Annotated in this window: 13 protein-coding genes; 9 read left to right on the plus strand and 4 right to left on the minus strand. The window is 64.8% G+C overall.

All coding sequences use genetic code 11. The features are described from left to right. Window position 1 precedes the first annotated feature (1 nt). The 4 genes from kynU to CO731_RS27805 all read right to left on the minus strand — a co-directional run bounded on the left by kynU (window position 2) and on the right by CO731_RS27805 (window position 4027). The gene (gene kynU / locus CO731_RS27790; RefSeq protein WP_108610329.1) at window positions 2-1249 is read right to left on the minus strand and encodes a kynureninase; all 1248 of its coding nucleotides are present in this window, start codon (window positions 1247-1249) and stop codon (window positions 2-4) included. An 18-nt stretch (window positions 1250-1267) separates the two neighbouring features. Next, window positions 1268-2191, minus strand: a complete 924-nt coding sequence (locus CO731_RS27795) for an ABC transporter permease (RefSeq protein WP_108610330.1) — start codon at window positions 2189-2191, stop codon at window positions 1268-1270. A gap of 5 nt (window positions 2192-2196) precedes the next feature. Further along, window positions 2197-2976 (minus strand): ABC transporter ATP-binding protein, encoded by a 780-nt coding sequence (locus tag CO731_RS27800; protein WP_108610331.1) that lies wholly within the window; start codon window positions 2974-2976, stop codon window positions 2197-2199. Window positions 2977-3040: 64 nt separating this feature from the next. Beyond that, a complete protein-coding gene (locus CO731_RS27805) occupies window positions 3041-4027 on the minus strand; it encodes an ABC transporter substrate-binding protein (protein WP_108610332.1) in 987 nt (328 codons plus the stop codon). Window positions 4028-4185: 158 nt separating this feature from the next. Between CO731_RS27805 and CO731_RS27810 the strand changes: the two genes are divergently transcribed. The 9 genes from CO731_RS27810 to CO731_RS27850 all read left to right on the plus strand — a co-directional run bounded on the left by CO731_RS27810 (window position 4186) and on the right by CO731_RS27850 (window position 12702). Further along, window positions 4186-4959 carry a GntR family transcriptional regulator gene (locus CO731_RS27810; protein ID WP_108610333.1) on the plus strand — a complete coding sequence of 258 codons (774 nt, stop codon included), beginning with the start codon at window positions 4186-4188 and terminating at the stop codon, window positions 4957-4959. Further along, the gene (locus CO731_RS27815) at window positions 4956-5924 is read left to right on the plus strand and encodes a pyridoxal-phosphate dependent enzyme (protein WP_108610334.1); all 969 of its coding nucleotides are present in this window, start codon (window positions 4956-4958) and stop codon (window positions 5922-5924) included. The genes CO731_RS27810 and CO731_RS27815 overlap by 4 nt, the downstream gene beginning before the upstream one ends. Before the next feature lie 99 nt (window positions 5925-6023). Beyond that, on the plus strand, window positions 6024-6548 hold the full coding sequence (locus CO731_RS27820) for a MarR family winged helix-turn-helix transcriptional regulator (RefSeq protein WP_108610387.1): 525 nt from the start codon (window positions 6024-6026) through the stop codon (window positions 6546-6548). 183 nt (window positions 6549-6731) lie between these two features. Next, window positions 6732-9059: a bifunctional salicylyl-CoA 5-hydroxylase/oxidoreductase gene (locus CO731_RS27825; RefSeq protein ID WP_108610335.1), complete on the plus strand. Its 2328-nt coding sequence runs from the start codon at window positions 6732-6734 to the stop codon at window positions 9057-9059. Beyond that, window positions 9056-9844 (plus strand): SDR family NAD(P)-dependent oxidoreductase, encoded by a 789-nt coding sequence (locus CO731_RS27830; protein WP_108610336.1) that lies wholly within the window; start codon window positions 9056-9058, stop codon window positions 9842-9844. The genes CO731_RS27825 and CO731_RS27830 overlap by 4 nt, the downstream gene beginning before the upstream one ends. Next, window positions 9841-10689, plus strand: coding sequence for an enoyl-CoA hydratase family protein (locus CO731_RS27835; protein ID WP_108610337.1), 849 nt, complete (start codon window positions 9841-9843; stop codon window positions 10687-10689). The genes CO731_RS27830 and CO731_RS27835 overlap by 4 nt, the downstream gene beginning before the upstream one ends. 3 nt (window positions 10690-10692) lie before the next feature. After that, a complete protein-coding gene (locus tag CO731_RS27840; RefSeq protein ID WP_108610338.1) occupies window positions 10693-11886 on the plus strand; it encodes an acyl-CoA dehydrogenase family protein in 1194 nt (397 codons plus the stop codon). A gap of 11 nt (window positions 11887-11897) precedes the next feature. Further along, window positions 11898-12314, plus strand: coding sequence for a thioesterase family protein (locus CO731_RS27845; protein WP_108610339.1), 417 nt, complete (start codon window positions 11898-11900; stop codon window positions 12312-12314). Next, window positions 12307-12702, plus strand: a complete 396-nt coding sequence (locus tag CO731_RS27850; RefSeq protein WP_108610340.1) for a RidA family protein — start codon at window positions 12307-12309, stop codon at window positions 12700-12702. Before CO731_RS27845 ends, CO731_RS27850 begins: the two co-directional genes overlap by 8 nt. Window positions 12703-12704: the final 2 nt, after the last annotated feature.

The following is a 12704-nucleotide window of genomic DNA, read 5'->3' on the forward strand; positions in this document are numbered from 1 at the left end:
TTCAGGTCACCGCCGACTTGACGGCGAAACGCGCTTCTTTCCAGGCACCGGTGCGCAGGATGTCTTCGAGGACCTCGACGGCCTGCCAGACATCCTTGAAGCCGACATAGAGCGGCGTGAAGCCAAAGCGGAGCGTGGCTGGCGCGCGGAAGTCGCCGATGACGCCGCGCTCGATCAGCGCCTGCATGATCTGGTAGGCGTTGTCATGCGCGAAAGAGACCTGGCTGCCGCGCCTTGTGCCGTCGCGCGGGCTTTCAAGCTCAAGACCGTAACCGGCGCATTTCGCTTCGACGAGTTGGATGAACAGGTCTGTGAGCGCGATGCTCTTGGCCCGCAGCGCCTTCATGTCGACGTCGTTCCAGATGTCGAGCGCGCCTTTCAACGCCCGCAGCGACAGGATCGGCTGGGTGCCGCACTGGAAGCGGCGAATGCCGGCATCGGCGGCGTAGCTCTGCTCGAAGGCAAAAGGCCTGGCATGCCCCCACCAGCCGCTGAGCGGCTGGCGCGCTTCCGCCAGATGTCGCTTGGCGACGTAGATGAAGGCCGGCGCGCCGGGACCGCCATTCAGGTACTTGTAGGTACAGCCGACGGCGAAGTCGGCGTTCGAACCGTCGAGATCGACCGGCAGTGCGCCGGCGGTGTGGCAGAGGTCCCAGACGATCAGTGCACCAGCCTCATGGGCCTTCTTCGTCAACGCCGCCATGTCGCGCAGTTCGCCCGACTTGTAGTTGACGTGATTGACCAGGACGACGGCCACGCTTTCGTCGATCAGCTCTTCGATCGATGGCGCGTCGACGCCCTCGAGCCTGAGCACGGCGCCGGCCCGTGTCGAGGCGACGCCCTCGGCCATGTACAGGTCGGTCGGGAAACTGCCGCTCTCGGCGACGATCACCGAACGCTCGGACCGGAGCCCCATCGCCGCATGCAGCGCCTTGTAGATGTTGATCGAAGTCGTGTCGCAGACGACCATCTGGCCGGGTGCGGCGCCGACGAGGCGGCCGACCTGGTCGCCCAGTTCGACTGGCATGTCGAACCAGCCGGCCTTGTTCCAGCTGCGGATGAGGTCCTGGCCCCACTCCCGTTTGGCGGCCTCGGCAAGTTCGTTGAAAGCCGCGGGTGATGCCACGCCCAGCGAATTGCCGTCGAGATAGATCAGCCCCTCGGGCAGCACGAAACGATCGCGCATTGGACGCAGCACATCGGCTGCATCCATCGCCTCGATCGCGGCGAGATCAGGAATTCCACTCATGATGCGGCCTGTCCTTGATTATTCGCGAATGGTTTCGCGTGCGGGCGCCGACCCGCGGCTGCGCTTGAGGCTCGGCAGTGCAAGCATGGCGAGCACGAACAGGCCGGTGGCGAGCTTGAGATCGGGGGGCGGCATGCCGGCCGCCAGGCAGAACGAGACCAGCTGGTAATAGACGACCGCGCCGACGAACGGGGCGGCGAGCTGGCGCAGCACGGTCTGCTTGCCGACGATGGCTTCGCCGATCATCAGTGCCGCAAGGCCGTTGATCAGGATGCCGAGGCCCATATTGACGTCGGCAAAACCTTGCGACTGCACCATCAAGGCGCCGCTCGTTGCCGAGAAGGCGCTGGCGAGGCCGACGCCGCCGATGGTGGCGACCCAGACATTGATGCCCTGGGCCTCGGCCATGTCGGGGTTGGCCCCGACGGCGCGGATCGCAGTGCCCTTCTCCGTCTTGAAGAACATGTTGAGCAGGATGAAGACGGCAGCGCCGATCAGGCCCGCAATGACGATCTTGCTCGCCGGGAAACCGGGTTGCAGATATGGCGCCCAGTCGAACACGCTGGGCGAACCGAAGACCGAGAGGTTCGACTTGCCCATGATGCGCAGGTTGATGCTGTAGAGCATCGTCATCATCAGGATGCCGGCGAGCAGCGTGTGGATGCGGAAGCGCAAATGGATGAAGGCGGTGCAGCAGCCGGCGAGGAAGCCGGCGATGACGGCAACCGCAATCGCCGTCAGCGGCGAAGCGCCGCCGGCCAGCAGCACACCGCAGACGCAGCCGCCCAGCGGAAAGGCACCCTCGCTGGTGAGGTCGGGGAAGTTGAGCGTGCGGAACGGGATCATGATGCCGAGCACGACGAATGCCAGGATCAGGCTCTGCGCCAGGGTGACGGGGACGAGCGCGACGAAGCTCGAAAAGATGTTCTGGATAAGGTCCATGATGATCAGCTCGCCAGCAGCATGCGGTCGGTTTTCACGGAGAAATGGCCGATCAGGTCGACAACCGTCACCTTGGCTTTTTCCTCGCCGGAGATTTCGAGCCGGAGCTTGCCGGCGTCGAGCATGATCACGCTGTGGCCGAAATCGACGGCGTGCTGCATGTTGTGGGTCACCATCAGCGTGGTGAGCTTCAACGCATCGACGGCGCGAACGGTCGCCTGCATGACGATGTCGGCGGTGCGCGGGTCGAGCGCGGCCGTATGTTCGTCGAGCAGCAAGAGGTCGGGTGAGCCGCCGACCGCCATGATCAGTGACAGCGACTGGCGCTGGCCGCCCGAAAGCAGCTCGACGCGGGTGTCGAGGCGGTTTTCGAGGCCGAGACCGAGGAGCGAAAGACGTTCCTTGTAGGTGGCAAGGCGGGTCGCATTGAGGCCCTGGCGCAAGGTGCGCTTCTGGCTGCGCAGATCTGCGAGCAGCATGTTCTCTGCGACCGTCATCGAGGCGGCGGTGCCCTTCATCGGGTCCTGGAAGACGCGTGCAAGCCGCATGGCGCGCTTGTGGACGGGCATGGCCGTCACATCGTCGCCGTTGATGATGACCTGGCCGGAATCGAGCACCAGCGCGCCTGATATGGCGTTCAGCATGCTGCTCTTGCCGGCGCCGTTGGAGCCGATGACGACACCGAACTCGCCGGTGGCGAGCTTCAGGCTGAGGCTGTCCAGCGCGACCTTTTCGTCGGCCTGGCCCTTGTAGAAAACTTTACGTGCAGATCGGATTTCGAGCATCCGTCCCTCCCGAAAAAGGCGACGGCGTCAAGGACGCCGCCGCCTGTTTTGACGAAGTGCTATGTCAGTCGACGATGCAGCCGCAATCGGCCAGCGTCTCGGGGATCTCGATGCCGAACGCCGCCATCGCCTTCTTGGAGATCGTCGGGGCGTGGTCGGCATAAGCCGGACGCGACGGTGCAATGGTCTTGGGATCTGCACCCTTGAGGATCTCGGCAGCGATCTTGCCGGCGTTCATGCCGACCTGGGTGTAGTTCACGGCAAAGCTTGCCGGCACGACGCCGTTGCGGACTGCGCCGTCGTCGGAGTTGACGATCGGGATGCCGGCCTGGCGCGCTGCGGCCGACACGGCGGCAACCGCCGGCTGGAGCAGGTTCGAGGCAGGCGTGTAGATCACGTCGGCCTTGCCGGCGAAGGAGGCGATGCGCTGCTGGATGTCGTTGACGTTGTCGACGCCGACTGCGACGACCTCGAAGCCGGCAGCGGGTGCCACTTCCTTGATCTTTTCGAGCAGGGCGACGTCGTTTGCCTCACCCGGATTGTAGGGCACGCCGAAGCGCTTGGCATTCGGCAGCAGCTTCTTGGTGAATTCCATGACGGCTGCCATGTCCTGCAGGTCGGTGGCACCGGTCATGCCTTCGTCGCCCGCATCCCACGACGGAACGAGCTTGGCGGCGACCGGATCGGTGACGGCCGAGAAGACGACCGAAATGCCGGAGCCGGCGAGCGCCTTCTTGGCGATCTGCGAGACCGGCGTGGTGACGGTGTAGATCAGCTTCGGCTGTTCGGCCTGGAGCTTGGCGATCATCTGCGGCACCAGCGAGGCGTCGAAATTGGTGTGGCTCTCGGTGTAGACGACGTCCTTGCCTTCGACAAAGCCGTTCTCCGACAGCGCCTGCTTGAAGCCGGCGATCGAGGCGTTGAGCTGGGGATGCTCGCCGAAATTGGCGATGCCGATCTTGATCGGATCGGCAATGGCAGCACCGAGGCTGGCGGCGAGAGCGCCGGCCACGAACAGGCCCGACAGCAGGCCGGACTTCAGGTTTCTCATCTATTCCTCCCAGATTGACAAGGCGCCGCTCACTGAACGGCGGCATGGACAAGATCATGCGCAGTCGCAGCGCGCCTGTCAACATTATATATAATTCTTGCCAGCTGCTCCCATGATATATAATTTTTCGAGTCAAGCGGTCTCGCGGATGGATAGCGATGCAGGATGACGAGCACTCCACCAAGACGGAAGCGGCCTACCGGCTGCTGCGTCGCGATATCCTGACCACGCGCCTGATGCCGGGTGCGCCGCTCAAGCTAAGCGTGCTTCGCAACACCTACGGTGTCGGCTGGACGCCGCTGCGGGAGGCGCTGTCGCGGCTGGAGGCCGAGCGCCTGGTGACGGCGATTTCCAATCGCGGTTTTGCCGTGGCGCCCGTTTCGCGCGGCGAACTCGAAGACCTTGCCCGTGCCCGGATGGTGGTCGAAATTCCGCTGTTGCTCGAATCCATGGACAAGGGCGACGCCGACTGGGAAGCAGCCGTTGTCACGGCGCATTACCGGCTCTCCCGCTGCAAGATCGCACCCGACGACCCCTCCGACGACGCGGTCGACGAATGGGACGAAAAGCACGAGGCCTTTCACACCGCATTGCTGAGCGCGGCGACATCGAACTGGCTGTTGCGCTTCCGCTCGACGGTCTCGGACCAGCTACGCCGCCACCACCGCTTCCTCGGTCTGTCGCCGACGATGAAGGCTGCGGCTGGCCAGAAGAATGGCTACGAAGCGGCGGTTGCGGCGCTGCGCGAGGCCATGGCGATCGAGCACCATACGGCACTGATGGAGGCGGCACTCGACCGCGACGTCGAGCGGGCCAAGAAGCTGATGATCGACCACATCGGCTATACGCTGCATGTCTATGTCCATACCGAAGACGGCAGCGGAGGCAAACTGGCTGCACGCACCGTGAAATCGCCTACGGCAGCCGAATGAGCGCGCCGCATCGCCCGACGCTGGACGAGATTGCCGCGGCGCGCTTGCGGCTGGCACCCCACATGGCGCGCACGCCCATGATGCGTCTCGATCTCGGCCTGCCGGACCGCCAGATATTCCTCAAGCTCGAAACGCTGTCGCCGATCGGCGCATTCAAACTTCGCCCGGCGCTCAATGCGCTGCTGTCGCGCGACGCCGACGTCTTGCGCAATGGTGTCGCCACGGTCAGTTCGGGCAACATGGCCTACGGCATGGCCTGGGCGGCGAACAGACTTGGTGTGCCGATGGCCGCCTACATGTACCAAGGTGCGCCACAGACCAAGATTGACGGGGTGCGGCGGCTCGGCGGCGAGGTGCGTTTCATCTCGATGGAAACCTGGTGGCAGTACATCATCGGTGCCGAATTGCCCGACTTTCCCGAATTGCTGATCAATCCGGTGACCGACCAGGCCGTGCTGTCGGGCAACGGCTCGATCGGCACGGAAATTCTGGAAGACCTGCCCGAAGTCGACGTGGTGCTCACTCCCTATGGCGGCGGCAGCATGACCTCAGGCGTCGCCAGTGCCGTCAAGGCGCTGCGGCCGCAGGCAAAAATCTTCGCCGTCGAGGACGAGAACGCGGCGCCAGTGACGGCGGCGCTTGCTGCCGGCCGCATCGTCGAGATCGAAACACGCCCCTCCTTCATCAAGAGCATCGGCGGGCCTTCGCTGGTGCCGCAACTCTGGCCGGTGGCCCGCGAACTGATCGACGGCGCGATCACCGTCAGTCTGGCGCAGGTGACCGAGGCGATGCGCCTGCTGTTCACCAAGGCCAAGGTCGTTGCCGAGGGCGCGGGTGCGGCTTCGCTGGCGGCAGCGCTGTCAAGCGAGCACGCCAGGGGTAATGTCGTCTGCGTTGTGTCGGGCGGCAACATCGACGCCACGGCCTATGCCACGGTGCTCGGCGGCGGCATTCCTGCGCCCTAAATCTTTCAAGCTTGTACGAACCGGCGAAACGGCACTACAAAGCCTGTTCGGACCGGCCTGCTTCCCCGGTCTGCGAGGTTGGGAAAGACCGGGCTGAAGATGGACGAGCGCAAAGAAACGACGAACGCCAGCGGATGGGTCGACGGCGAGACCAAGGTTCTCGAAGCACCAGGCGACCATGGCGCCGAGTTGCGGCTGTGGCTCAGGCTGCTCACCTGTTCGACCCTGATAGAGACCGAGGTGCGGCGCCGGCTGCGTGAGGAATTCGATTCCACCCTGCCCCGCTTCGACCTGATGGCCCAGCTCGAACGCGCCAGTGACGGCATGGTGCTGGGCGAAGTGTCCAAGCGCATGATGGTGTCGCCCGGCAACATCACCGTGCTGGTCGAGCGGCTGGCCGAAAGCGGCCATATCAGCCGCACGACCTCGCCGACCGACCGGCGCGTCCAGATCATCGCGCTGACCCCCTTCGGCCGCGCCGAGTTTGAAAAGATGGCCTCGGCGCATGCCGACTGGATCGCCGACCTATTTGGCGGCCTTGCCCCGAAGGACGGTGCGGTCCTGCTCGACGAACTCGCCAAGCTCAAGCGTTCCATCGTCGTATCGCTCGGCAAGGGGAACTGACCCCAGCTACGCGCGCTATCCCCGGTAGGCTTCGCCGCACTCACCACCGATGGCGGGCTGGAGTGCCCATCGCGAAAATAACTTTAAGCTTGAAGTTTCTCTGAAACGAGTCCATGGTGCCGTTACGGTCAAGGTCGGGAGAGCCCTGTCCTGGCGGCTGCATCACCTTCGGAGGAGAACGGCATGCGCATTGTCTGTATCGGTGGCGGGCCGGCCGGTCTCTATTTCGCATTGCTGATGAAGAAGCAGCACCCTGCGCACCAGGTCACCGTCGTCGAGCGCAATCGCGCCTTCGACACCTTCGGCTGGGGCGTGGTGTTCTCCGACGCCACCATGCAGTCGATGCGCCAGTGGGACCCCCAGACGGCTGAGACCATCGAAGTCGCCTTCAACCACTGGGACGACATCGAGCTGGTGTTCAAGGGTCGCAAGATCCGCACCACCGGCCACGGCTTCGTCGGCATCGGCCGCAAGAAGATGCTCAACATCCTGCAGGAGCGTTGCCTCGAACTCGGCGTCGAGCTGGTGTTCGAAACCGACGTTCAGGGCGACCAGGATTTTCCGGACGCCGACCTGATCATTTCCTCCGACGGCGTCAATTCGCGCATCCGCCACAAATATGCCGACGTCTTCAAGCCCGACATGGTGATGCGGCCCAACCGCTACATCTGGCTCGGTACCGACAAGCGCTTCGACGCCTTCACCTTCGATTTCCAGCGCACCGAGCATGGCTGGTTCCAGGCCCATATCTACCGCTTCGACGACAACACCTCGACCTTCATCGTTGAGACCACCGACGACGTGTTCCAGGCACACGGCATCGACGAGATGGACCAGGACCAGTCGATCGCCTTCTGCGAGAAGCTGTTTGCTGGCACGCTCGAAGGCCACAGGCTGATGACCAATGCGCGCCATTTGCGCGGCTCGGCCTGGCTGAATTTCGGCCGCCTGATCTGCGACAAGTGGAGCCACTTCAACGGCCAAAGCCATGTCGTGTTGATGGGCGACAGCGCGCATACGGCACACTTCGCCATCGGCTCCGGCACCAAGCTCGCCATCGACGACGCCATCGAGCTGACCCGCCAGTTCGACCTCATCGGCCACGACAAGGCCAGCGTCCCGGCTGTGCTTGAAGCCTATGAGGACGTGCGCCGCGTGGATGTCGCCCGCATCCAGAATGCGGCGCGCAACGCCATGGAGTGGTTCGAGGTCGTCGGCACGCGTTATGCCGATACTTTGGAGCCCGAACAGTTCATGTATTCGATGCTGACCCGCTCGCAGCGCATCAGCCACGAGAATCTGCGCCTGCGCGACAAGGACTGGCTCGAAGGCTACGAGCGCTGGTTCGCCGAGCGCGCCGGCGTACGCCCCGCGCCCAACGGCTCGGTCCCGCCGCCGATGTTCACGCCTTTCAGCATTCGCGGGATGACTTTGAAGAACCGCATCGTCATGTCGCCGATGGCGATGTATTCGGCGACCGATGGCCTGCCCGACGACTTCCATCTCGTCCATATCGGCTCGCGCGCCATGGGCGGTGCTGCCCTCGTTTTCCCCGAAATGACCTGCGTCTCGCCGGACGCGCGCATTACGCCCGGCTGCCTCGGCCTGTGGAACGACGAGCAGGCCAGCGCTTTCAAGCGCATGGTCGATTTCGTCCACCATCAAACACCGGCGAAGATCGGCATCCAGCTGGGCCATGCCGGCCGCAAGGGGGCGACAAAGGTTGCCTGGGAAGGCATCGACCAGCCGGTGACCTCAGGCGGCTGGCCGCTGATCTCGGCCTCCGCCCTGCCCTATCTCAAGCATTCGGACATGCCGCGCGAAATGACCCGCGAGGACATGGACAAGGTGACCGCCGACTTCGTCAGTGCCACGGAGCGTGCGCGCGACCTCGGCTTCGATATCCTCGAACTGCACGCCGCGCACGGCTATCTGCTGTCCTCCTTCCTGTCGCCGCTGACCAATTTGCGCGACGACGAGTATGGCGGCAGCCACGAGAACCGCGCCCGCTATCCGCTCGAGGTGTTCAACGCGATCCGTGCCGTCTGGCCTGAGGACCGGCCGATCTCGGTGCGCCTGTCGACCCACGACTGGTACGAAGGCGGCAACACGCCGGAAGATGCGGCGATCTTTGCGCGCATGTTCAAGGACGTCGGCGCCGACATGATCGACTGTTCGTCGGGCCAGGTGGTGAAGGAAGAACAGCCGGTCTATGGCCGCCTGTTCCAGACGCCGTTCTCCGACAAGATACGCAACGAGATCCAGGTGCCGACGATCGCGGTGGGCGCGATCTCGGAAGCCGACCACGCCAATTCGATCATCGCTGCCGGCCGCGCCGACCTGTGCGCCGTCGCCCGTCCCCACCTCGCCGACCCGTCCTTCGTCATGCATGAGGCGGCGAAGATCGGCTACGCCGAGCAAGCCTGGCCGAAGCAGTACCGGACCGCTCGCGCGCAATACGAAAACAACCTTGCACGCGCTGCGACTGCAGCGCCCACGGCCAAGGCATGAGCAATATCGGCAACGGGCGCCACGCCCTCGTCACCGGTGCGGGCAGCGGTATCGGCCGCGCCATCGCTCTTGCGCTGGCGAGTAACGGCCATCGCGTCAGCCTGTGCGGCCGGCGTGCTGCGCCGCTCGAGGCCGTGCGTGCCGAGATCGCCGCCGCTGGTGGCGAAGCCTTTGTACTTGATGGCTTCGACGTCACCGACGCGCAGTCGGTCGAGACAGGTATCGCCAAGGCGATTGCTCAGGCCGGCGACATCGTTGTGCTGGTCAATTCTGCCGGCGAAGCGCCGTCGGCGCCGTTCGACAAGACCGACCTTGGCATGTGGAGCCGGGTGATCGGCATCAACCTGACCGGCACCTATCTCGTCATCCAGGCAGCCCTTGCCTCGGTCAAGCGTGCCGGCAACGGACGTATCGTCAACGTCGCCAGCACCGCCGGCCTGACCGGCTATGCCTACGTCTCGGCCTACTGTGCCTCGAAGCATGGCGTGGTCGGCATGACCCGCGCGCTGGCTCTGGAACTCGCCCGCACCGACGTGACCGTCAACGCCGTCTGCCCCGGCTTCACCGACACGCCGCTACTCGACGGTGCGGTCGAAACGATCACCGGCAAGACCGGCCGCACGGCCGACGAGGCCCGTGCAAGCCTTGCCCGTGCCAACCCGCAGGGACGCTTGGTCACGCCCGAGGAAGTGGCTCATACCGTGCTCTGGCTCGCCTCGGAAAAGGCAACTGCAATCACAGGCCAGGCGATTCCGGTCGCCGGCGGCGAAGTTCTGGGAGGATGACCATGACCAACCCGATGCAGGACAAGAAGCGTCCGTTCCAGGGCCACCAGGCGAAGCACTTCCTGTTCGAGACCAATGCCGACGGCCGTGTCGCCACCATCACGCTGAACCGTCCCGAGAAGAAGAACCCGCTGACCTTCGAAAGCTACGAGGAACTCACCGACCTGTTTCGTGGGCTCGGCCGCGCCAGCGATGTCCGCGCCGTCGTGCTGACCGGTGCGGAGAACAACTTCTCCTCCGGCGGCGACGTCTTCGACATCATCGAGCCGCTGACCAAGATGTCGATGCCCGACCTCATCGACTTCACCCGCATGACCGGCGACCTGGTGCGCCAGATCCGCGCCTGCCCGCAGCCGATCATCGCTGCCGTCGACGGGATCTGCGCCGGCGCAGGCGCGATCCTCGCCATGTCGTCCGACTACCGTGTCGCCACGCCGGAAGCGAAGACCGCCTTCCTGTTCAACCGCGTCGGCCTTGCTGGCGCCGACATGGGCGCCTGCGGCATCCTTCCGCGCATCATCGGCCAGGGCCGCGCCGCCGAGCTTCTGTTCACCGGACGCGTCATGACTGCCTCCGAGGGCCACGCCTGGGGCTTCTACAACGCGCTGCATGAGCGTCCTGCCCTGCTGGGGGCTGCGCAGAAATTCGCCCGCGACATCGCCGACGGGCCGTGGTTCGCCCACACCATGACCAAGAAGATGCTCGACCAGGAATGGGCGATGGGCATCGACCAGCTGATCGAATCCGAGGCGCAGGCGCAGGCGATCTGCATGGCGACGGGCGACTTTCGCCGCGCCTTCGAGGCCTTTGCCGCCAAGTCCAGACCTGAATTCAAGGGGAACTGAGCCATGGCCGCGCACCTCATGCCGGCCCGTGCGCCGGCCCGCGACCATCTCGACTGGCCGTTCTTCGCCGACAGCCACCGCGCGCTTGCGGCCGAACTAGACGGTTTCATCGCTAGAGGCGGGCTCGGCGAAATCGACCATGCCGACGCCGACGGCGCCTGCAAGAAGCTGGTGAAGGCGCTCGGCTCAGCCGGGATCCTGCGCAACTGCGTGCCGGCGGCATTCGGCGGCGTATCCGAAGAAATCGAGAGCCGCTCGCTGTGCCTGATCCGCGAGACGCTGGCCTATGCCGACGGCCTCGCCGATTTCGCTTTCGCCATGCAGGGGCTCGGCACCGGCGCCATCAGCCTTTCGGGCTCGAATGAGCTCAAGCAGGCCATCCTGCCGAAAATCGCCAAGGGCGAGCTGATCTCGGCGTTTGCGCTGACGGAGCCGGAAGCCGGCTCCGACGTTGCGGCGATGGCTACCGCCGCCCGCCGCGACGGCGACGACTATGTGCTCGACGGCGAGAAGATCTTCATCTCCAATGGCGGCATCGCCGATGTCTACACGGTCTTTGCCCGCACCGGCGAGGCGCCCGGCACGCGCGGCATCTCGGCCTTCGTCGTCTTTGCCGACACCCCGGGCTTCTCCATCGTAGAACGCATCGAGACGATCGCGCCGCATCCGCTGGCGCGTGTCCGTTTCGACAATTGCCGCATCCCGGCATCCCAGCTTCTGGGCGAGCCGGGCGAAGGCTTCAAGATTGCCATGCGCACGCTCGACATCTTTCGCCCGTCGGTTGCCGCCGCAGCACTCGGCTTTGCCCGCCGCGCGCTCGACGAGGCCGCGGCCCACGCCAAGTCGCGAAAGATGTTCGGGGCGACGCTCGCCGACCTGCCGACGGCACAGAGCACGCTGGGCGAGATGGCGACCGCCATCGACGCCGCCTCGCTGCTCACCGTGCGCACTGCCTGGCGCCGCGACGTGCAGAAGCTGCCGATCACGCGGGAAGCGGCCATGGCCAAGCTGACGGCGACGGAAAACGCCCAGTGGGTCATCGACCAGGCGCTGCAGATGTTCGGCGGCCGCGGCGTGCGCGTCGGCGAAATCACCGAGCGGCTCTATCGCGAGATCCGCGCCCTGCGCATCTATGAAGGCGCCACTGAGGTGCAGAAGCTGATCATCGGCCGCGAGCTGATGAAGGCCGCAAGATAGGGAGCGCTGCCATGCCCTTCGGCACCAGCCGGCCGTTGCGTTTCGGGGACTGCGATCCCTCGGGGATTGCCTATTTCCCATCCTACCTGAATACCCTCGTCGGTGTTCTCGAGGAGTTCTTCGGCTCGATCGGCGCACCGTGGAAACAGCTCGTCGGCGAGCGCCGCATCGGCACGCCGACGGTCAGGCTCGACCTGACCTTCGCCTATCCGGGGTTCCATGGCGACACGCTCGACTTCGCGCTTTTCGTCCGCCGCGTCGGCCGTTCGTCGCTCGATCTCGAACACCGGGTCTCGGCCAGCGGCACGCTGCTTTGGAGCGCCCACCACAGCGTGGTCGCGACCTCGCTCGACACCCACAAATCGCTCGCCTGGCCGGACGACCTCCGCGCCGCGCTCGAAAAATATCTGGAGACGTCAGATGCATGAGATCCTGCAGCCCGAGGGCTGGACCAAGCCGATCGGTTACTCCAATGGCGTTGCAGCCACCGGTCGCACGATCTTCGTTGGCGGCCAGATCGGCTGGAACGGCAATTGCGAATTCGAAACCGACGATTTTGTCGGCCAGGTGCGCCAGACGCTGGAAAACGTCGTCGCCGTGCTGAAGGCCGGCGGCGCCGAGCCGCGCCACATCACCACCATGACTTGGTATTTCACCGACAAGAAGGAATACACCGAAAACCTGCGCGGCCTCGGCCAGGCTTATCGCGATGTCATCGGCCGTCATTTCCCGGCCATGGCCGCCATGCAGGTCGTGGCGCTGGTCGAGGACCGCGCCAAGATCGAGATCCAGGCCACCGCCGTCATTCCCGAGTAAGG

The sequence above is a fragment of the Aminobacter sp. MSH1 genome (genome assembly GCF_003071665.1).
GTDB lineage: Bacteria > Pseudomonadota > Alphaproteobacteria > Rhizobiales > Rhizobiaceae > Aminobacter > Aminobacter niigataensis.

What these genes read in the sequence shown, in the direction of transcription:
- kynU (WP_108610329.1), bottom strand. Translation starts at nt 1,249, where the DNA reads ATGAGTGGAATTCCTGATCTCGCCGCGATCGAGGCGATGGATGCAGCC.
- CO731_RS27795 (WP_108610330.1), bottom strand. Translation starts at nt 2,191, where the DNA reads ATGGACCTTATCCAGAACATCTTTTCGAGCTTCGTCGCGCTCGTCCCC.
- CO731_RS27800 (WP_108610331.1), bottom strand. Translation starts at nt 2,976, where the DNA reads ATGCTCGAAATCCGATCTGCACGTAAAGTTTTCTACAAGGGCCAGGCC.
- CO731_RS27805 (WP_108610332.1), bottom strand. Translation starts at nt 4,027, where the DNA reads ATGAGAAACCTGAAGTCCGGCCTGCTGTCGGGCCTGTTCGTGGCCGGC.
- CO731_RS27810 (WP_108610333.1), top strand. Translation starts at nt 4,186, where the DNA reads ATGCAGGATGACGAGCACTCCACCAAGACGGAAGCGGCCTACCGGCTG.
- CO731_RS27815 (WP_108610334.1), top strand. Translation starts at nt 4,956, where the DNA reads ATGAGCGCGCCGCATCGCCCGACGCTGGACGAGATTGCCGCGGCGCGC.
- CO731_RS27820 (WP_108610387.1), top strand. Translation starts at nt 6,024, where the DNA reads ATGGACGAGCGCAAAGAAACGACGAACGCCAGCGGATGGGTCGACGGC.
- CO731_RS27825 (WP_108610335.1), top strand. Translation starts at nt 6,732, where the DNA reads ATGCGCATTGTCTGTATCGGTGGCGGGCCGGCCGGTCTCTATTTCGCA.
- CO731_RS27830 (WP_108610336.1), top strand. Translation starts at nt 9,056, where the DNA reads ATGAGCAATATCGGCAACGGGCGCCACGCCCTCGTCACCGGTGCGGGC.
- CO731_RS27835 (WP_108610337.1), top strand. Translation starts at nt 9,841, where the DNA reads ATGACCATGACCAACCCGATGCAGGACAAGAAGCGTCCGTTCCAGGGC.
- CO731_RS27840 (WP_108610338.1), top strand. Translation starts at nt 10,693, where the DNA reads ATGGCCGCGCACCTCATGCCGGCCCGTGCGCCGGCCCGCGACCATCTC.
- CO731_RS27845 (WP_108610339.1), top strand. Translation starts at nt 11,898, where the DNA reads ATGCCCTTCGGCACCAGCCGGCCGTTGCGTTTCGGGGACTGCGATCCC.
- CO731_RS27850 (WP_108610340.1), top strand. Translation starts at nt 12,307, where the DNA reads ATGCATGAGATCCTGCAGCCCGAGGGCTGGACCAAGCCGATCGGTTAC.